This is a genomic window from Rhodocista pekingensis, from assembly GCF_042665545.1.
Taxonomy (GTDB): Bacteria; Pseudomonadota; Alphaproteobacteria; order Azospirillales; family Azospirillaceae; genus Rhodocista; species Rhodocista pekingensis.
Map to the genome: position 1 here is coordinate 162,269 of NZ_JBHTCM010000005.1, position 20,123 is coordinate 182,391.

Below are 20,123 nucleotides of genomic sequence, written 5' to 3' on the forward strand. Positions count from 1 at the left end.
CTCCGGCCGCGCGGAGGATGGCGCGGGACGCCCGCGACCGCAAGGGCGGCCGCGGGCTCTCTTCCACGGAAGCGCCGGCGCCCCTTACGCCGGCACCGTGCGGCGGGCGCGCAGGATGCCCAGGATCTCCGCCGCGGCGCGCGGGATGTGCGTGCCGGGGCCGAAGATCGCGGCGGCGCCGGACTCCAGCAGCATGTCGTAGTCCTGCGGCGGGATCACGCCGCCGCAGATCACCAGTACGTCGTCGGCGCCCTGCGCCCGCAACGCGCCGACGAGCTGCGGCACCAGGGTCTTGTGCCCGGCCGCGAGGCTGGAGACGCCGACGATGTGGACGTCGTTCTCCACCGCCTGCCGCGCCGCTTCCTCCGGCGTCTGGAACAGCGGCCCGACATCGACGTCGAAGCCGATGTCGGCGAAGGCGGTGGCGATCACCTTGGCGCCGCGGTCGTGCCCGTCCTGGCCCAGCTTGACCACCAGCATGCGCGGCCGGCGGCCCTCCTCCACGGCGAACTCCTCCACCTCGCGGCAGATCCGGGCGAAGCCCTCGTCGCCGTCATAGGCGGCGCCGTAGACGCCGGAGACGCTGCGGATGATGGCGCGGTGGCGGGTGAAGACCTCCTCCAGCGCGTCGCTGATCTCGCCCACCGTGGCGCGGGCGCGCGCGGCCTCCACCGCCAGCGCCAGCAGGTTGCCGGACTTCTCCCGCGCCGCCGCGGTCAGGGCGCCCAGGGCGGCGCGCACGGCGGCCTCGTCGCGGGTCTCGCGGATGCGCTTCAGGCGGGCGAGCTGGGCCTCGCGCACGGCGGTGTTGTCGATGTCCAGCACCTCCACCCGGTCGGGGTTGGCGGGGCGGTACTTGTTGACGCCGACGATCACCTCCTCGCCGCGGTCGATGCGGGCCTGCCGGCGGGCGGCGGCCTCCTCGATCTTCAGCTTGGGCATGCCGGATTCCACGGCGCGGGTCATGCCGCCCAGCGCCTCGACCTCGTCGATCAGCTTGCGCGCCTCGGCGGCCAGGCTGTGGGTCAGGTGCTCGACATAATAGCTGCCGCCCAGCGGATCGACGACGCGGGGGATGCCCGTCTCCTCGGCGATGATGAGCTGGGTGTTGCGGGCGATGCGGGCGGAGAAGGGCGTCGGCAGGCCCAGCGCCTCGTCGAAGCTGTTGGTGTGCAGCGACTGCGTGCCGCCCAGGATGGCGGCCAGCGCCTCGACCGTCGTGCGGACGATGTTGTTGTAGGGGTCCTGTTCGGTCAGCGAGACGCCGGAGGTCTGGCAGTGCGTGCGCAGCGCCAGCGAGCGGGCGTCCTTCGGCTGGAAGTGGGTCTGCATCAGCTCGGCCCAGAGCAGGCGCGCGGCGCGCAGCTTGGCGACCTCCATGAAGAAGTCCATGCCGATGCAGAAGAAGAAGGACAGGCGCGGCGCGAACCTGTCCACGTCCAGCCCCTTGGCCAGGGCGGCGCGCACATATTCCAGCCCGTCCGCCAGGGTGAAGGCCAGCTCCTGCACCGCCGTCGCCCCCGCCTCCTGCATGTGGTAGCCGGAGATCGAGATGCTGTTGAACTTCGGCATGTGGGTCGCGGTGTACTCGATGATGTCCGCGATGATCCGCATGCTGGGTTCGGGCGGATAGATGTAGGTGTTGCGGACCATGAACTCCTTGAGGATGTCGTTCTGGATGGTCCCGGAGAGCTTGGCCTGCGCCACGCCCTGCTCCTCCGCGGCCACGATGTACATGGCCATGATGGGCAGCACGGCGCCGTTCATGGTCATGGACACCGACATCCGGTCCAGCGGAATGTCGTCGAAGAGGATCTTCATGTCCTCGACCGAATCGATGGCGACGCCGGCCTTGCCCACGTCGCCGACGACGCGCGGATGGTCGCTGTCATAGCCGCGGTGCGTGGCCAGATCGAAGGCCACCGACAGCCCCATTTGCCCGGCTTTCAGATTCGCCTTGTAGAATGCGTTCGATTCTTCGGCCGTGGAAAACCCGGCATACTGACGTATGGTCCAGGGCTTGACGGTGTACATCGTCGCCCGCGGACCGCGCGTGTAGGGGGGGAAGCCGGGCAGGCCGGCATCCTCCAGGGCTTCGAGATCGGCCGCCGTGTAGAGGGGTTTGATGGCTATGCCTTCCGGCGTCGCGCTGACCAGACTGTCCAACGGGCGCCCCTCTTCGCGGGACAGGTCCTTGGCGGCCAGGGTTTCCCAATCGGCGATAGTCTTCGGCGGGAAGACGGACATCACGGCAGCTCCTCGACACCCGCGCGTCACCACGCGGCTATGCACCAAGGAACAGGGCGGCCGGGACGCGCGGGGGCGCCACTATAGTCCCGGCCGTATCGGCTTGTCACGGCGGCAACACCGCTCTGCCACACCCCCGCATGGCCGGCATGTGCTCTCCGGGAAGCTGGCAGAGGGTTGGTTTTCAAAGGAAACCGGCTGGGTTTACGAGAAATGTTGCCTCATACTAGTGAAGGCCATATGATAGGCTTAAATCTACAGTTAATAGAACAGTGATTGCGGATTTCTCGTCATGGCAGCAAAGCGGCGCCCTTCAGCCCATCCTGATGCCCTCGCCCCCGACGCCATGCGGTCAATCTGCAAGAACGTCACGGTCGCCGGGCGCCGCACCAGCGTGCGGATGGAACCCATCATGTGGCAGTGTCTTGACGAGATCTGCCGGCGGGAGGGGCGGACGGTTCATGAGATCGTCACCCTGATCGACCGTCTGCGCGGCGACGGCGGCCTCACCGCGGCGCTGCGCATCTTCCTGGTCGGCTACCTGCAACAGGCTGCCAGCCGCTCGCCCGGCCTGCTGTCCACGGCCGCTGCCGGAACAACTGCCGCCGGAGCCACGGCTGCCGGGCCGCGGCCGGCGCCGCACCCGATCCTGGGGATGTCCGACGAAGCGGCCGGGTACAATCCCGGCGCCCGCCGCTACAGCCCCGCCTTCGAGGATGCGATCCGCATCTTCGATACGCTGGACGACTGATCCTTCCGGCAACTTCTGGCTGCGCTGCCCCCGGTCCGCCGGTGTGCGACCCCTGCCTGCGCGCAGCCCGGCCCGCGCGCGCCTCTTGCTGCGCGCGTCCCCTCCCCGCGCGGCTGCGTGTCTCCTCCCCGCGCGGCTGCGCGTCCCCTCCCCGTGCGCGCCCGGATGCGGTAGGGTGCGCGTTTCCCGACCCGAACGGCCCGGTCCATGCGAACCCATTCCGATTTTCCGAACCTCTTCGTCCTCGACCACCCGCTGATCCAGCACAAGCTGTCGCACATGCGGGACCGGCAGCGCTCCACCATGGGCTTCCGCCAGCTCCTGAAGGAGATCGCGCTGCTCATGGGCTACGAGATCACGCGCGACCTGCCGCTCACCACCGAGACGATCGAGACGCCGCTCTGCACGATGGAGGCGCCGGTCATCGAGGGCAAGAAGCTGGCCATCGTGCCGATCCTGCGGGCCGGCCTGATCATGGCGGAAGGGCTGCTGGAACTGGTGCCGGCGGCGCGCGAGGGGCATATCGGCCTCTACCGCGACCACGACACCAAGATGCCGGTGGAATATCTGGTGAAGCTGCCCGACCCGACGGGCCGCCGCTTCATCCTGGTCGATCCCATGCTCGCCACCGGCAATTCGGCCGTCCACGCGGTGGACGTGCTGAACCGGCACGGCGTGCTGGACGCGCAGATCCGCTTCATGGCGCTCGTCTCCGCCCCGGAGGGGGTGCGGACCTTCCATGCCGCGCATCCCACGGTGCCGGTCTTCACCGCCGGGCTGGACAGCCACCTGAACCCCAACGCCTACATCGTCCCCGGCCTGGGCGACGCCGGCGACCGGCTGTTCGGCACGAAGTAGGCCCCGGCCCGGGCCGACGCGCTTCTCCTTGCCACCCGTGGGGGACCTGCGGCACACCTGCCGCCGGCATGCCCCCACGGGAAGAGGCTCCATGAAGCGCGTCCTGCTCGGATTTCTGGCCTTCGCCCTCCTGATCGTCGCGGCCACGGCGGTCTGGCTCTACACCCCCGACCTGCCGCGGGAGGAGGTGGAGGCGCTCTACCTCCGCGACCCCGGCGACTACCGCGAGATCGGCGGCCAGCGGCTGCATGTCCGGGTCGAGGGCGCGGGCCCGGCCCTCGTGCTGATCCACGGCTTCGGCTCCAGCCTGCTGACCTGGGACGCCTGGGCGCAGGATCTGGCGAAGGACCACACGGTGGTCCGCTTCGACCTGCCCGGCCACGGCCTCTCCGCCCCCGCCCCGGACGACGATTACGGCATCGAGCGCAGCGTCGCCCTGATCGGCGACCTGCTGGACGCGCTGGGGCTGGAGCGCGCCACCCTGGTGGGGAACTCCCTGGGCGGGCTGGCCGCCTGGCGCTTCGCCGCCGCCCGTCCGGAGCGGGTGGAGAAGCTGGTGCTGATCGCCGCCGGCGGATTCGTGCCGCCCGGGGTCGCCTACGGCCAGCGGATCGAGGTGCCGGCCGCGTTCCGGGCGATGCGCTCGGTCCTGCCGGAATCCATGGTGCGGGCCAGCCTCGCCAGCATGTACGGCGACCCCGGCCGGCTGGACGCCGGCACGGTGCGCCGCTACTGGACCATGATGCGCGCGCCGGGCGTGCGCGACTCCCTGGTCCGGCGCCTGGAGGATTTCACGACCGAGGATCCGGTGCCGCTGCTGGCCCGCATCCCGGCGCCGACCCTGGTGATGTGGGGCGCGCGCGACGTCATGGTCCCGGCGACCGACGCCGCCCGTTTCGCCGACGCGCTGCCCGACGCGCGGGTGGTGATCTGGCCGGATCTGGGCCATGTCCCGATGGAGGAGGCGCCGGAACGGACCCTGGCGGACCTGCGCGCGTTCCTGTCCGGGGCGCCGGCAGGGACCGCCCCCGCTCCCGTCCCCTGATCCCGCCCCCTGATCCCGCCCCTGACCGCCGCCTTCGATCTGAGCGTGACCTGAGCGGGACCCGGCCGGACCCTGAGAGGGCGCCCCCGGCCGGGCGCCCGGAAGGTGGGGCGGAGGCATCGCGGGGCTGTACCGCACCCGCAAACCCTGTTTAGACTGCGCGCCGACCGGCCGGGGCGTGGTTTTCCGTCCCGGCCGCACCGGAAAGAACAACAAACCGTCCCGCAGGGGGCAATTTCAGCTTGGGGAACGTGATCATGACCCTTCGCCGTCTCCTTCCGCCGCGTCCCGGGGCTGCGCTGCGCCTCGCCGCCGCCGCGCTGGCGCTGGCCGCCGGCCTGACCGCCGCCGGCGGGGCCTCGGCGCAGCAGTCCACCCTGGACCAGATCAAGCAGCGCGGCGTGCTGCGCTGCGGCGTGAACACCGGCCTCGCCGGCTTCAGCACCCCGGACAGCCAGGGCCGCTGGACCGGCCTGGACGTGGATGTCTGCAAGGCGATCGCCGCCGCCGCGCTGGGCGACGCCGGCAAGGTCCATTACGCCCCGCTGTCGGCGCAGCAACGGCTGACGGCGCTGCAATCGGGTGAGGTGGACATCCTCTCGCGCAACACGACCTGGAGCCTGTCGCGCGATACCCAGGGCATGAATTTCGGCCCCGTCGTCTATTATGACGGCCAGGGCTTCATGGTGCCGAAGGCGCTGGGCGTGACCAGCGCCAAGCAGCTCGACGGCGCCACCGTCTGCGTGCAGACCGGCACCACGACCGAGCTGAACCTCGCCGACTACTTCGCCGCCAACCGGATGAGCTTCAAGCCGGTGGTGATCGAGTCCTTCGACGAGGTGGTGGCCGCCTTCTTCTCCGGCCGCTGCGATGTCTTCACCACCGACGGCAGCCAGCTCGCCAGCGTGCGCGCGGTCAGCGCCGCCACCCCGGACGACTACGTGATCCTGCCGGAGATCATCTCCAAGGAACCGCTGGCCCCGGTGGTGCGCCATGGCGACGACCAGTGGTTCGACATCATGAAGTGGACCGTCTACGCCCTGCTGGAGGCGGAGGAGAAGGGCATCACCGCCGCCAACGTGGACGAGAAGAAGAAGAGCGCCGATCCCACCGTGCAGCGCCTGCTGGGCGTGCAGCCCGGCATGGGCCAGGCCCTGGGCCTGGACGACGGCTGGGCCTACCGCGCGATCAAGGCGGTGGGCAACTACGGCGAGGTGTTCGAGCGCAACGTCGGCAAGGCCACGCCGCTGCGCCTGGAGCGCGGCCTGAACGCGCTGTGGACGAACGGCGGCCTGATGTACGCCCCCCCGGTCCGCTGAACGGGGCGGGACCGTGACCTCATCGGCTCCGCGTGATGCCGCCGCGCCGCCGGTGCGGCGGCGGCTGTCGTTGAACGACCCCTTCGTCCGCGCCGTGCTCTGGCAGGTCGCGGCGGCCCTGCTGCTGGGCCTTGCGGCCTGGTATCTGGTCTCCAACACCATGGAGAACCTCGCCCGGCAGGCGGTCGCCACCGGCTACGGCTTCCTCGGCATGCCCGCCGGCTTCCATGTCGGGGAGGCGCCGATCCCCTATTCCCCGACCGATACCTACGGCCGGGCCTTCCTGGTCGGCATCCTGAACACGCTGAAGGTGGCGGCCATCGGCATCGTGCTGGCAACGGTGCTGGGCGTGCTGCTGGGCATCGCCCGGCTGTCGGGCAACTGGCTGGTGGCGAAGCTGTCGGCCGGCTATGTCGAGGTGGTGCGCAACGTGCCGCTGCTGTTGCAGCTCTTCCTCTGGTACGGGCTGCTGACGGAGGCGCTGCCGGGGCCGCGGCAGGCGCTGGAGCCGCTGCCGGGCATCTTCCTCTCCAACCGGGGCCTGAAGCTGCCGGCCCCGGGGGAGGGCGGCGGCTGGGAGCTGGCGCTCTATGCGCTGCTGGCCGGCATCGCGCTGACGGCGGCGCTGTCCGCCTGGAGCCGGCGGCAGCAGGCGGCCACGGGCCGGCGCCTGCCCATGGGCGCCATCGGCACCGGGCTGGTGGCGGGCCTGCCGGCGCTGGTGCTGCTGGTGCTGGGCGCCCCGCTGGACGTGCCGGAGCTGCGCGGCTTCAACTTCGCCGGCGGCGCCACGTTGACGCCGGAACTGTCGGCCCTGCTGTTCGGGCTGGTCGCCTACACCGCCGCCTTCATCGGCGAGATCGTGCGCAGCGGCATCCTGGCGGTGCCGCAGGGCCAGACCGAGGCGGCCCGCGCGCTGGGCCTGTCGGGCGGGCAGACGATGCGGCTGGTGGTGCTGCCGCAGGCGCTGCGGGTGATCGTGCCGCCGACCACCAGCCAGTACCTGAACCTGACCAAGAACAGTTCGCTGGCGGTGGCGATCGGCTATCCCGACTTCGTCTCCATCGTGAACACGACGATCAACCAGACCGGCCAGGCGCTCGAAGGCGTGGCCGCCGTCATGGCCGTGTATCTGACGATCAGCATCGCCCTGTCGCTGCTGATGAACTGGTACAACGCCCGGATCGCGCTGAAGGAGCGGTGAGATGACCCAGGAGCACGCCGCCGCCCCGGTCGCGCCGCCGCGGCCGCCGCGGTCCGGTCCCCTGGCCTGGATGCGGGCCAACCTGTTCTCCACCTGGTACAACGCGCTGCTGACCCTGCTGGTGCTCTGGGTGGCGGCGCAGGCGCTGCCGGGCGTCATCGCCTGGGCCCTGCGCGATGCCGTCTGGGTCGCGGACGATGCCGCGGCCTGCCGGCAGGCGGGCGGGGCCTGCTGGGCCTTCATCGCGGAGAAGGCCCGCTTCATCCTGTTCGGCACCTATCCCTACCAGCAGCACTGGCGGCCCGCCGTCGCCATGCTGGCGGTGATCGCCATGTTGCTGGCCTCGGCCGACCGCCGGCTCTGGGGCCGGCCGCTGCTGCTGGTCTGGGGCCTGGGGCTGGGCGTCGCGGGGGCGCTCATGTTCGGCGGCTTCGCCGGGCTGGACTACGTGCCGACGGCGCGCTGGGGCGGTCTACCGCTGACGCTGGCGCTGGCCGTGGTCGGGCTGGCCGTGGCCTTCCCCTTCAGCATCCTGCTGGCGCTGGGCCGCACCGGCGACCTGCCCGTGGTGAAGGCGATCTGCGTCGTCTACATCGAGGCGGTGCGCGGCGTGCCGCTGATCAGCATCCTGTTCATGGCCAGCGTGATGTTCCCGCTGTTCCTGCCGCAGGGCGTGACGGTGGACAAGCTGCTGCGGGCGCAGGTCGGGCTGATCCTGTTCGCCGCCGCCTATCTGGCCGAGGTGGTGCGCGGCGGCCTCCAGGCCATCCCCAAGGGCCAGTACGAGGCGGCGGCCGCGCTGGGGCTGGGCTACTGGCAGCGGACCCGGCTGATCATCCTGCCGCAGGCGCTGGGGCTGGTGATCCCGCCGCTGGTCAACACCTTCATCGGCTTCTTCAAGGACACCAGCCTTGTCATCATCATCGGGCTGATGGACCTGCTCTCCACGGCCAAGACGGCGCTGACCGACCCGGCCTGGCGCGGCTTCTACAAGGAAGCCTACCTGTTCGTGGCCGCGATCTACTTCACCTTCTGCTTCGCCCTGTCGCGCTACAGCATGCATCTGGAGCGCACCTTCTCGAAGGGGCGCAAGCGGTGACCGGATACCCTTCGGCCTTCGCCGCCTCTCCCGTTTCCCGCCCTCCCGTTTCCCGCCGAGCCGACACCGCACCGGAGCCGCCCCGATGACCGCCCTTCCGACCCCCGTCACCCTGGCCCCCGGCGAGCCGATCATCGAGCTGCGCGGCGTCAACAAGTGGTACGGGGACTTCCATGTCCTGCGCGACATCGACCTGACCGTGGCCAAGGGCGAGCGCATCGTCATCTGCGGCCCCTCGGGGTCGGGCAAGTCCACCCTGATCCGCTGCATCAACCGGCTGGAGGAGCATCAGGCCGGGCGCATCGTCGTGGACGGGATCGAGCTGTCCAACGACGTGCGCAACATCGAGGCGATCCGCCGCGACGTCGGCATGGTGTTCCAGCAGTTCAACCTGTTCCCGCACCTGACGGTGCTGGAGAACTGCACCCTCGCCCCGGTCTGGGTGAAGAAGACCCCGCGCGCCGAGGCCGAGGCGCTGGCCCTGCGCTATCTGGAGCGGGTCCGCATCCCCGAGCAGGCGAACAAGTTCCCCGGCCAGCTCTCCGGCGGGCAGCAGCAGCGCGTCGCCATCGCCCGCGCGCTCTGCATGAACCCCAACATCCTGCTGTTCGACGAGCCGACCAGCGCGCTCGATCCCGAGATGGTGAAGGAGGTGCTGGACGTGATGACCGATCTCGCCCAGGGCGGCATCACCATGCTGGTGGTGACGCACGAGATGGGCTTCGCCCGCCAGGTCGCCGACCGCGTGATCTTCATGGACCGCGGCGAGATCGTGGAGCAGGCCCCGCCGGAGGAGTTCTTCGGCGCCCCGAAGAACGAGCGCACCCGCCTGTTCCTGGGCCAGATCCTCAGCCACTGACGCGGGGCCGCCCGGGGCCGTCTTCTGCCGGGGGCCGTCTGCCCGTCCCGGCTGTGCGAGTTCCGGGAAGTGGCCGTGGCGGGCTTCCGCCCTTCCGGATGGTTACCGGAGAGTAAAACCCTCATCCTCCTGCGGTTTTGTCTTCCGCGGGACGGCATAGTATTGAAGAGGGGGCGGCCGTGTCCGGGCATGGAAATGCTGCGCTGCGGTCGTCCGCTGGCGCTGCCCCGGATTTCATCCGCAGAACTTCACATCGGGGACATGCGCCTGTCACGGGAGCGGGGCATGGTGCCGGCGACGGCACGGGGGACCGTCCGGGTGGTGGGGGCCGCCGATCCAGCGGGCATGAGCCCAGGGAGCACGAGCATGGAACGCGAACCGACTCTGTCCGAGATGCTGGACGATCCGCTGGTGCGGCTTGTGATGGCGCGCGACGGCGTCCGCCCGGACGAGGTCCGGACCCTGATCGCCGCCACCGCCGCCCGCCTCGCCGCCCGCTCCGCCGCCCGCTCCGCCGACGCCCACCCCTCCGCGGAAACGGCCGCCCCCGCCGCCTCCGGGCTTGCCGCCTGACGGCCCGGCGGTTGACTCCGCCGGGTTGCGTAAATACATTTCCGTCAATACGACGGGGTGGCGGACCGCGGCTGGATGCGCTGGACATGGGATCCTGTGAAGGCGCGCCGGAACCTGCGGGTCCACAGGGTTTCATTCGAGCTGGCGGCGCTCGCCCTGGGGGATCCCCATCTGGCGACACAGCCTGACCCGCATCCCGACGGCGACCGCTGGACCACGCTGGCCGGTATCGCCGGGGTGGTTCTCTTCATCGTCCATACCTGGCCCGATGAGGATGATCCCGATCCCGTCGGCCGCATCATCTCCGCCCGGCGGGCGACATCGCATGAAAGACGGGCCTATGAAGAAGAACAGGGCTGACGCCGCCCCCGCGGTGCCCGCTGCCGATCTCCCGGATCAGCTCCGCGATCAGCTCCGGGCGCTCGCGGCCCTGCGGGACGAGGAGATCGACCTGACGGAGATGCCGGAGGTCCGCGACTGGTCCCAGGCGCGGCGCGGCCCGCCGTCGCTGTACCGCCCTGTCAAGGAGGTGGTGACGATCCGGCTCGACGCCGACGTGCTGCACTGGTTCCGCGACCATGCCGCCGGCGGCCGGGGCTACCAGACGCGCATCAACGCCGCCCTGCGCGCCTACATGGACCAGCACCGCAACGACTGACCGGCGGACGTTCCGGGCGGCTCGCCCCCCCTACAGCCGCTCCCGCCCGATCCAGACGCGGTTGAGCGTGCGGGTGCCGAGGTCGGGGGCGGGGCGGCCGTCCAGGCGGGCGCGGGCTTCGTGATAGGGGGCGACGAAGCGCAGCCGGTCGGGCAGCCGCGGATAGCTGCGCCGCACCCAGTCCAGCGCCCGCTCCGCCCGGCGCCGCTCGCGCTCCCCAAGCACCAGCCCGAAGCCGTCGCGCAGCCGTTCCGGCAGCAGCAGGGCCGTCACGTCCAGGAACCAGCCCGGCATCCGCAGCCAGGGCCGGCGGCCCCGGAACAGGCTGTCGGCGACATGGCGCGCCTCGGGCGTCACCGTCAGCAGCGGCCCGTCCCAGGCGGCGCGGCAGCCGGCCTGGAACGCCGCCCAGTCGGGCGGCAGGTCCTCTGCCCGGATGCCGAACAGCCGGGCCAGCCGGCGCTGCTCCCGCCAGTAGAGCGCGCGGCGCTCCGCCGGCAGCGGCGGCAGCACGAGGTCGTGGACCAGCAGCGCCGTGTCCGCCAGGGTGGCATGCACCCAGGCCAGCGCCGCCGGGTCGTTCGCCCGGTAGGGGGAGCCGGCGGCGAACGGCCCCGCCGCGTCGGGCAGCCGGCCGGTCACGGCCGCGTGCCGCCGGTGCAGCCGCCGGGCCGCGGCCTCCGCCTGGGCCACGCTGCCGAACACCATCGCGAAGACGATACCGAAGGTGCGGTGGAAGCGGCCCAGCGGGTCGTCCAGCGCCACCGAATGGGCCGCCACGCCGGCCGCCACCCAGGGGTGCGCCAGTTGCAGCAGCAGGGCGCGGCCCGCCCCCAGGAACAGCAGCGCCTCCCGGTCCACCTGCCAGAGCGCGCCGTCCGGATCGAACAGGCCGGCGGGATCGCCCGGACCCTCCGCCGCCGCCGCGCGCAGCAGCGCTTCCAGGTCCGTCGCCGTGACGGGACCGGGGTCGGGGCCGGAAGGGGGCGGATGGTCGGGCGGCATGGTCTCCCGCGGGAAGGGCTTGCCAGCAAGGATGGGGCCGGTCCTGCCTCCGTCCACCGGCCCTGTCCGGCGCAATGGGGGAGGGCCCCCGCCCGGCCCGCGCTCCCGCCCCTGGTCGCGGCCGGCGGAAGGGGGCATACAGGAAGGGACCGGACGCCCCGGCGTCCGGAAAGCAAGAGACGACGAACGGGAAGGCGCAACGACGATGCTCGAACTTCTGGCGAGGCCGCGGCGCGCGGCGCTCCTGGCCCTGACCCTGGCGGCGGGGCTGGCGCTCACGGCGGCCGCGACGGCGGCGGAGGCGCCGGTCGCCCAGCCGGGCCGCGGCGACCGGCTGGTCGGCCCCAACTTCCAGGGCCGCAGCGAGATCATCGCCCGCAACGGCATGGCCGCCACCAGCCAGCCGCTGGCGACCCAGGTGGCGCTGGACATCCTCAAGGAAGGCGGCAGCGCCGTCGATGCGGCCATCGCCGCCAACGCCGCGCTGGGCCTGATGGAGCCGACCGGCAACGGCATGGGCGGCGACCTGTTCGCCCTGGTCTGGGACCCGAAGGAAGGGAAGCTCTACGGCTACAACGGCTCCGGCCGGTCGCCGCGCGGCCAGACGCTGGAGCAGCTCAAGGCGCGGCTGGGCGGCCGCGACAGCATTCCCGGCTTCGGCAGCCTGCCGGTCACCGTGCCGGGGGCGGTGGACGGCTGGTTCGCGCTGCACGGCCGCTTCGGCCGGCTGCCGATGCAGCAGGTGCTGGCGCCGGCCATCCGTTATGCGCGCGAGGGCTTCCCGCTGTCGCCCTTCATCGCCCAGGGCTGGGCGCGCAACGTCGCCCGGCTGGCCGCCCAGCCGGACGTGGAGGAGACGGAGAACATGCTCCGCACCTTCACCCGCGACGGCAGGCCGCCCGTGGCCGGGCAGATGTGGAACAACCCCGATCTGGCGGACACGCTGGAGACGCTGGCGAAGGGCGGGCGCGACGCCTTCTACAAGGGCCCCGTGGCCCGCACCATCGACGCCTACATGAAGCGCATCGGCGGCGCGCTGCGCTATGAGGACTTCGCGGCCCACCAGGGCGCCTGGGTCGAGCCGGTCAGCACCTCCTACCGCGGCTACGATGTCTGGCAGATCCCGCCCAACGGCCAGGGCCTTGCCGTGCTCCAGATGCTGAACATCCTGGAGGGCTACGACCTCAAGGCCATGGGCCACAACTCGGCCGACGCCATCCATGCGATGGTGGAGGCGAAGAAGCTGGCCTTCGCCGACCGCGCCCGCTACTACGCCGACCCCGATTTCGCCGCCATCCCGCTGAAGACCCTGGTCGCCAAGGACTATGCCCGGGACCGCCGCGGCCTGATCCGGATGGACCGGGTGGCGACGGAGGTGCCGGCCGGCCGCATGCCGGAAAGCCACGACACCATCTACCTGACCACGGCCGACCGGGATGGCATGATGGTCAGCCTGATCCAGTCCAACTACCGCGGCATGGGCTCCGGGCTGGTGCCGGACGGGCTGGGCTTCATGCTCCAGGACCGCGGCGAGCAGTTCAGCCTGGAACCGGGCCATCCCAACGTCTACGCGCCGGGCAAGCGGCCCTTCCACACCATCATCCCCGGTTTCGTCACGAAGGACGGCAAGCCCTGGCTCGCCTACGGCGTCATGGGCGGGGCGATGCAGCCGCAGGGGCATGTGCAGGTGCTGGTCAACATGATCGACTTCGGCATGAACGTGCAGGCCGCCGGCGACGCCGCCCGCTGGCAGCACGACGGCAGTCCGGAGCCGGTCAGCGGCCCGGCCGCCGCCATGACGGATGGCGGCGTGCTCTGGCTGGAGGGCGGCATCGACCCGGCCGTGCTGGCGGAGCTGACGCGCCGCGGCCACGCCGCCTCGGTCCGCCCCGGCACCCATTACGGCAGCTACGAGGCGATCCAGCGCGACCCGGTGATGGGCGTCTATCGCGGCGCCACGGAGATGCGGGTGGACGGCCACGCGGCGGGGTACTGAGTCCGCGGACCGGCCGGCAGGCGGGGGGTACAGGGGCGGTGGAAACGGTTTCCCGGGCTGGGCGGCCCTGCCCCCTGTGCCGCCCCTGGACCGCTCCCCTTCGCCGGTGACTGGTCATATGCGTGCCCGCATGAATATTCACGGAAACAATGGGTCTTTGTCACGGTGCACGACCAGAATGGGAATTCCGGATAGTTTTCTGGACTGATATAGTTCGCACGGGAGGGTGGTTTCTTGCTGGAGCTGCCACCGAAGCGATAACCCGTCCGGGAATTCCATCATGAGCATGGTCACTGGTTCCCTTGAAGCCCTGCGCGCCCAGGTGGGGCGGCTCATCCACGCCCTTGATCCGCGGGAAATGCTCGATGCCGTCCCGGCCGGCGATGCCGCGGCCGATCCGTTGCCGCCCCCCCTGGACGGGCCGCCGCTCTCCCCGGACCTGTCCGGCATCGGGGCGGAACCCGGCCGGACGGAGATCGTCTTCATCGACACCGGCGTGAAGGACTGGCAGGTCCTGCGCGACGCCGTGAAGCCGGGGGTGGAGGTCGTGCTGATCGACTCCGCCCGCGACGGCCTGACCCAGATCGCGGACGCGCTGGCCGGCCGCACGGGGATCGACGCCATCCACATCATCAGCCACGGCGACGACGGGCGGCTGACGCTCGGCAACGCGATGCTCAGCCCGCAGGGGCTGGAGGCGCGCGGCGACCAGCTCGCCGCCATCGGCTCGGCGCTCGACGCGGACGGCGACATCCTGCTCTACGGCTGCGACCTCGGCGCCGGGACGGAAGGCGACGCCCTGCTGGGCGCGCTGGCGCGGGGCACCGGGGCGGACGTCGCCGCCTCCACCGACATTTCGGGCGGCACCGCCGTCGGTGGTGACTGGGACCTGGAGAAGACCCTGGGCGAGGTCGGCACCGTTTCCGTGCTGACCGCCGCGGCGGACGATTACGGCCACCGGCTCGCGGCGACGACGCTCAGCGCCGGTGACATCGCCATCATCGGCGCCAACATGGACACCGGGACCTACGCCAACACCTTCGCCTTCGTCGTGCTGCGCGACATCGGTTCGGGCACGGTCGTCCACTTCACCGATGCCGGCATCGATTCCAATGGCGCCTTCACGGTCAATGCCTCGAACGAAGGGCACATGACCTGGACAACGCAGACCGACATTGCGGCCGGCAGCGTCTTCATCGCTACCGGCTCCACCACCGGCACCGGCACCCTGACGGACGAGGCGGGCAACGCCGTCACCGGCGTTACGGGCAGCATCGGCGGGACATCGGGCACCTGGAACAGCAACGGCGATCAGGTCTTCGTCTACCAGGGCACCGCTGGCACCGTGTCCGGCGCCACCTTCCTCTTCGCCTTCAACAGCGGACAGACTTCCGCAAACTATCCGGCCAACGGTTCCTGGGCGTCCAGCGACAACACCGACCAGCGTGTCTCCTACGCCCCGCCGGGTCTGGGGACCCAGTATCATGTCGTCCTGACCGCAACGGCCGTAACAGGAACGACCGTCGGCGGCATCCCCTACGGCTACGACAATCTGCGCTACAACGGGATCACCACGGGCGATGCGACCAGCCTGCTGACCGCCATCACCGACCGCACGAACTGGATCGGCAGCGACTCGGCGAACTACGATTTCGTCACGGACTTCCCTAACTTCACCATCGCCGACCTGACCCCGCCCTCGGTCCAGACCATCGCCCTTGCCGGCACCCCGGCAGGGAATGCCACCTCGATCAGCTACACCGTCACCTTCAGCGAAAGCGTGACGGGCGTCGATGCCGGGGACTTCACCCTGACGAAGACCGGCACGGCGGACGGCAGCATCGCCAGCGTCACCGGCTCCGGCAGCAGCTACACCGTTACCGTCAACGGCATCAGCGGTGACGGCACGCTGCGGCTGGACCTGAACGGCAGCGGCACCGGCATCGTGGACGGGGCGGCCAACGCCATCACCGGCGGCTTCACCACGGGCGGCACCCACACGGTGGATCAGGTGGCGCCGTCGGTGCAGACCATCGCCGTCGCCGGCACCCCGGCGGCGACCGCGACCTCGATCACCTACACCGTCACCTTCAGCGAGAACGTGACGGGGGTCGATACCGGGGACTTCGCGCTGACGAAGACCGGCACGGCGGACGGCAGCATCGCCAGCGTCACCGGCTCCGGCAGCAGCTACACCGTCACGGTCAACAGCATCACCGGCGACGGCACGCTGCGGCTGGACCTGAAGGGCAGTGGCACCGGCATCGCGGACAGCGCCAGCAACGCCGTCAGCGGCGCCTTCACCACCGGCGGCGCCCACACCGTGGACCTGGTCGGGCCGGCCTTCACCTCCGGCACCACCGCCAGCGTGGCGGAGAACGCGACGGCCGTGCAGACGCTGGCCGCCACCGACACGAACGGGCCCGTCACCTACGCCATCGTCGGCGGCGCCGATCAGACACTGTTCAGCCTGACCGGCGCCGATCTGGCCTTCGCGGCGGCACCGGACTTCGAAAGCCCGCAGGACACGGGTGACACCGCCGGCAACAACACCTACGTCGTCACCGTCCGCGCCACCGATTCCGCCGGCAACACGACGGACCGGACGGTCACGGTCACCGTCACCGACGCGAACGAGGCGCCGACCGATCTGGCGATCAGCGCCAGCAGCATCGCCGCCGGCGCCACGGGCGCGAATGCCACCGTGGGGACGCTGACCGGCACCGATCCGGATGCGGGGGACACCCTCAGCTGGTCGCTCGTCAGCGGCACCGGCGACACCGGCAACAACAACTTCGGCATCTCCGGCAGCACGCTGCGCACCGCCGGCACGCTGGCGCCGGGCGTCTATTCGGTCCGTGTCGGTGCGACCGACAAGGGCGGCCTGAGCTATGAGAAGGTGCTGAGCATCACCGTCACCCCGGAGGCGCCCGACACGCCGGACCTGTCGGCCGCCAGCGACACCGGCGTGAGCAACAGCGACAACCTGACCAGCGCCACCAACCTGACCTTCACCGGCGGCGGGGCGGCGGCCGGCGCCACCGTGAGCGTCTTCCATGACGCCAACAACAACGGCAGCTATGACGGGGGCGAGGCGACCGCCACCGCCACCGCCGACGGCACGGGCGCCTGGTCGGTGACGGTCGATGCCTCCGGCATCACGGACGGCAGCCATAACTTCCGCACCATGCAGACCGCCGGCAGCCTGGACAGCGCCGCCTCGGCCCCCCTGGCGGTGACGATCCAGCGCACGCCCCCCACCGTCAGCACGGTGACGCCCGGCACGACGACGGTGACGGAGGCGACGGTCGCCGGCGGCAGCTTCACCGTGGCGGTGACCTTCGATGCCGCGATGGACACCGGCACGGCGCCGACCCTGACCTTCGCCAACCCGGCGGCGGCGGGGCTGGCCTTCGCGTCGGGCGCCTGGAGCAACGGCGACAAGACCTATACCGCCACCTACACGGTCACCGACACGGATGCCGAGATCAGCGGCATCGACATCGAGGTTTCCGGCGCCAAGAACGCGGCCGGCAACACCCTGGCCTCGACCCACACGGCGACGGACGCCTTCGCCATCGACACCAAGGCGCCCACCGCCCCCGGCAGCGCGCCGGACCTCGCGGCGGGGTCCGACAGCGGCAGCAGCAACAGCGACGACATCACCAATGCCACGACGGTGACCGTCACCGGCAGCAATGCCGAAGCCGGCGTCACCGTCACGCTCTATGCGGACGGCGTCTCGCTGGGCACCGCCACGGCGGACGGCAGCGGCGCCTACAGCTTCACGGACATCAGTGTCGGTAGCCTCAGCGGTGCGGTCGTCTTCACCGTCACCCAGGCCGATGCGGCCGGGAACAAGAGCGCCGCGTCCGGCGGCCTGACCGTCACCTTCGACCGCACTGCCCCGACCTTCCTGCCGGGGTCCTCCACCCCGGCCGACAACGCCACCGGCATCAGCCCCGGCAGTGCCATCCAGTTCAAGTTCGCGGAAGCGGTGCAGCGCGGCGCCTCCGGCACGCTGACCCTGACGGGCGATTCCGGCGGTCCGCGCACGATCGCCTTCGACAGCACGCAGCTCTCCGGTTTCGGCACCGACACCATCACGCTGGACCCCGGCGCCGCGCTGGACGTGAACACCACCTATTCGGTGGCGTGGAGCGGCGGCTTCTTCACCGACGCGGCCGGCAACGCCGTCACCGCCATTGCGGACGGCACGACCTTCAATTTCGAGACGGCGCCCGCGCCGGTCATCACCGGGTTCGACAAGACCGCCACCTATGGCGAGAACGCCCTGAACAGCGCCGCCGTGGTGCTGGACGCGGACGCCAGCGTGAGCGACGCCAGCGGCGCCTGGAACGGCGGCTACCTCCAGCTCACCTACGGCAGCGGCGGCACGGCGGCCGACGTGATGACCCTGGTCACCGGCGGCGGCATCACCATTGTCGGCAACCAGATCACCGACGGGGGCAGCGACGTCTACGGCACCATCGACGCCACGCTGAACGGCGCCACCGGGGCCGGCCTGAAGATCGCGCTGACGGCGCTGGCGAACGACGCCATCGTCACGGACATCCTCCAGGCCATCCGGTATCAGAATACCTCCGACACCCCGGCCGCGACCCGGACGCTCGCGCTCGCGCTGAAGAACCAGGGCGGGTACGAGACGACCCTGACCCGCACCATCACCATCACGGCGGAGAACGACGCCCCCACCCTGGGCACCCAGGCCCGCAGCCTGACCGGCGTGGCGGAGAACGTGGCGACGGGCGACAATACGGGCACCACCGTCGCCGACCTGCTGGCATCGGGCAGCGGCACCGTGACCGATCCGGACGGCGACACGCCGGGCATCGCCGTGACGGCGGCCAGCAGCACCGACGGCACCTGGCAGTACAAGGTCGGGGCGGGGAGCTGGACCGCCTTCGGCAGCCCCGGTGAGGGGACGGCCCGGCTTCTGGCCGCGACCGACCTCGTGCGCTTCGTGCCGAACGCCGATTTCAACGGCACCGGCACCGGCCTCACCTTCCGCGCCTGGGACGGCAGCAGCGGCACGGCCGGCGGCACCGCCGACACCACCGGCGCGGGCACCGGCACCTCCCCCTTCTCCGCCGCCACGGCCTCGGCCAGCATCACGGTCACGGCCGTCAACGACGCCCCCTCCGAACCGACGGACGGCGACGTCACGAAGAACAGCGTCGCCGAAGGGGCGACCGCCGGGACCACGGTGGGCATCACCGCCACGGCCACCGATCCCGAGAGCGGCACCATCACCTGGAGCCTGACGGACGATGCCGGCGGGCGCTTCCAGATCAACGCCACCACGGGCGTGGTGACGGTGAAGAACGGCAGCCTGATCGACCATGACACGGCGACCAGCCACGACATCACCGTGAAGGCCACGGACAACGGCACGCCCGCCCAGTCCAGCACCCAGACCTTCACCATCGCCGTCACCAACGCCGCCCCGACCGGGATCAGCGACGGCAACGGTGCCGCCAACACGGTGGCGGAAGGGGCCGCGGCCGGCACCACCGTGGGCATCACCGCCGTGGGCAGCGATCCCGGCGGCGGCAGCCTGACCTACAGCCTGACCGACGATGCCGGCGGGCGGTTCCAGATCAACGCCACGACCGGCGTGGTGACGGTGCTGGACGGCACCCTGCTGGACATCGACGTGGCGGCCAGCCATGGGATCACCGTGCAGGTCACCGACAAGGGCGGCCTCTCCACCACGCAGAGCTTCACGGTCACGGTGGGCAACGTGGCGCCCGGTACCTGGACCGACCAGAACGCCGACGACAACAAGGTGACGGAAGGGGCGGCGACCGGCACGCTGGTCGGCATCACCGCCAAGGCGGTCGATCCCGGCACGGGCACCGTGACCTACAGCCTGTCCGACGATGCCGGCGGGCGCTTCCAGATCGATGCGGCGACGGGCGTCGTCAGCGTGAAGAACGGCAGCCTGATCGACTATGAGACGGCGACCAGCCACACCGTCACCGTGACGGGCACGGACGCCCAGGGGGCCAGCAGCACCCAGACCTACACCATCGACCTCGTGAACGCGGCCCCGACCGGGATCAACGACGGCAACGCCGCCGCCAACACGGTGGTGGAAGGGGCCGCGGCCGGCACCACCGTGGGCCTCACGGCCGTGGGCAGCGATCCCGGCGGCGGCAGCCTGACCTACAGCCTGACCGCCGATGCCGACGGCCGCTTCCAGATCGACGTGGCGACGGGTGTCGTGACGGTGAAGAACGGCACCCTGCTGAACGCCGGTACGGCGACCAGCCATGAGATCACCGTGCAGGTCACCGACAAGGGCGGGCTGACCGCCTCGCAGAGCTTCACGATCGCGGTGACGCAGGCGCCCGATCCGGAGCCGCCGACTCCGCCGGTGGTGGTGATCCCGCCGTCGCCGCCGACCCCGCCGCTGCCGCCCGCGCCGCCGCCGACCCCGGTGCTGCCGGCGCCGCCGCCGGTGGTCCCGGCGACCGGAACGACGA

General features: G+C 71.1%; 14 protein-coding genes. 12 read left to right on the forward strand and 2 right to left on the reverse strand.

The window, feature by feature from the left end; genetic code table 11:
* Window positions 1-84: 84 nt before the first annotated feature.
* Window positions 85-2,247 (reverse strand): methylmalonyl-CoA mutase, encoded by a 2,163-nt coding sequence (scpA, locus tag ACFQPS_RS04830; protein WP_377356901.1) that lies wholly within the window; start codon window positions 2,245-2,247, stop codon window positions 85-87.
* Between the two features lie 346 nt (window positions 2,248-2,593).
* On the opposite strand from scpA, the gene ACFQPS_RS04835 reads away from it, so the two are divergent.
* The 10 genes from ACFQPS_RS04835 (at window position 2,594) to ACFQPS_RS04880 (ending at window position 10,613) form a co-directional block, all read left to right on the forward strand.
* On the forward strand, window positions 2,594-2,998 hold the full coding sequence (locus ACFQPS_RS04835; RefSeq protein WP_377356903.1) for a ribbon-helix-helix domain-containing protein: 405 nt from the start codon (window positions 2,594-2,596) through the stop codon (window positions 2,996-2,998).
* Between the two features lie 207 nt (window positions 2,999-3,205).
* Complete coding sequence (upp, locus tag ACFQPS_RS04840; RefSeq protein ID WP_377356905.1) at window positions 3,206-3,856, forward strand: uracil phosphoribosyltransferase; 651 nt, start codon at window positions 3,206-3,208, stop codon at window positions 3,854-3,856.
* A gap of 91 nt (window positions 3,857-3,947) precedes the next feature.
* Complete coding sequence (locus ACFQPS_RS04845) at window positions 3,948-4,901, forward strand: alpha/beta fold hydrolase (protein WP_377356907.1); 954 nt, start codon at window positions 3,948-3,950, stop codon at window positions 4,899-4,901.
* A 257-nt stretch (window positions 4,902-5,158) separates the two neighbouring features.
* Window positions 5,159-6,220: an amino acid ABC transporter substrate-binding protein gene (locus tag ACFQPS_RS04850; protein ID WP_377356909.1), complete on the forward strand. Its 1,062-nt coding sequence runs from the start codon at window positions 5,159-5,161 to the stop codon at window positions 6,218-6,220.
* 13 nt (window positions 6,221-6,233) lie between these two features.
* The gene (locus ACFQPS_RS04855) at window positions 6,234-7,424 is read left to right on the forward strand and encodes an amino acid ABC transporter permease (protein WP_377356911.1); all 1,191 of its coding nucleotides are present in this window, start codon (window positions 6,234-6,236) and stop codon (window positions 7,422-7,424) included.
* Between the two features lies 1 nt (window position 7,425).
* Window positions 7,426-8,523 carry an amino acid ABC transporter permease gene (locus tag ACFQPS_RS04860; RefSeq protein WP_377356913.1) on the forward strand — a complete coding sequence of 366 codons (1,098 nt, stop codon included), beginning with the start codon at window positions 7,426-7,428 and terminating at the stop codon, window positions 8,521-8,523.
* 85 nt (window positions 8,524-8,608) lie between these two features.
* The gene (locus ACFQPS_RS04865; protein WP_377356915.1) at window positions 8,609-9,382 is read left to right on the forward strand and encodes an amino acid ABC transporter ATP-binding protein; all 774 of its coding nucleotides are present in this window, start codon (window positions 8,609-8,611) and stop codon (window positions 9,380-9,382) included.
* Between the two features lie 366 nt (window positions 9,383-9,748).
* Window positions 9,749-9,955 (forward strand): hypothetical protein, encoded by a 207-nt coding sequence (locus ACFQPS_RS04870; protein WP_377356917.1) that lies wholly within the window; start codon window positions 9,749-9,751, stop codon window positions 9,953-9,955.
* Window positions 9,956-10,012: 57 nt separating this feature from the next.
* The gene (locus tag ACFQPS_RS04875; protein WP_377356919.1) at window positions 10,013-10,315 is read left to right on the forward strand and encodes a BrnT family toxin; all 303 of its coding nucleotides are present in this window, start codon (window positions 10,013-10,015) and stop codon (window positions 10,313-10,315) included.
* The gene (locus ACFQPS_RS04880) at window positions 10,296-10,613 is read left to right on the forward strand and encodes a BrnA antitoxin family protein (protein ID WP_377356921.1); all 318 of its coding nucleotides are present in this window, start codon (window positions 10,296-10,298) and stop codon (window positions 10,611-10,613) included. Before ACFQPS_RS04875 ends, ACFQPS_RS04880 begins: the two co-directional genes overlap by 20 nt.
* 30 nt (window positions 10,614-10,643) lie before the next feature.
* Here ACFQPS_RS04880 and ACFQPS_RS04885 read toward each other — a convergent pair whose 3' ends face one another.
* Window positions 10,644-11,675, reverse strand: coding sequence for an oxygenase MpaB family protein (locus tag ACFQPS_RS04885; protein ID WP_377356923.1), 1,032 nt, complete (start codon window positions 11,673-11,675; stop codon window positions 10,644-10,646).
* Between the two features lie 148 nt (window positions 11,676-11,823).
* On the opposite strand from ACFQPS_RS04885, the gene ggt reads away from it, so the two are divergent.
* A complete protein-coding gene (gene ggt, locus ACFQPS_RS04890) occupies window positions 11,824-13,614 on the forward strand; it encodes a gamma-glutamyltransferase (RefSeq protein ID WP_377356924.1) in 1,791 nt (596 codons plus the stop codon).
* Window positions 13,615-13,894: 280 nt separating this feature from the next.
* A partial coding sequence (locus ACFQPS_RS04895; protein ID WP_377356925.1) for a DUF4347 domain-containing protein occupies window positions 13,895-20,123 on the forward strand: 6,229 nt, incomplete at its 3' end.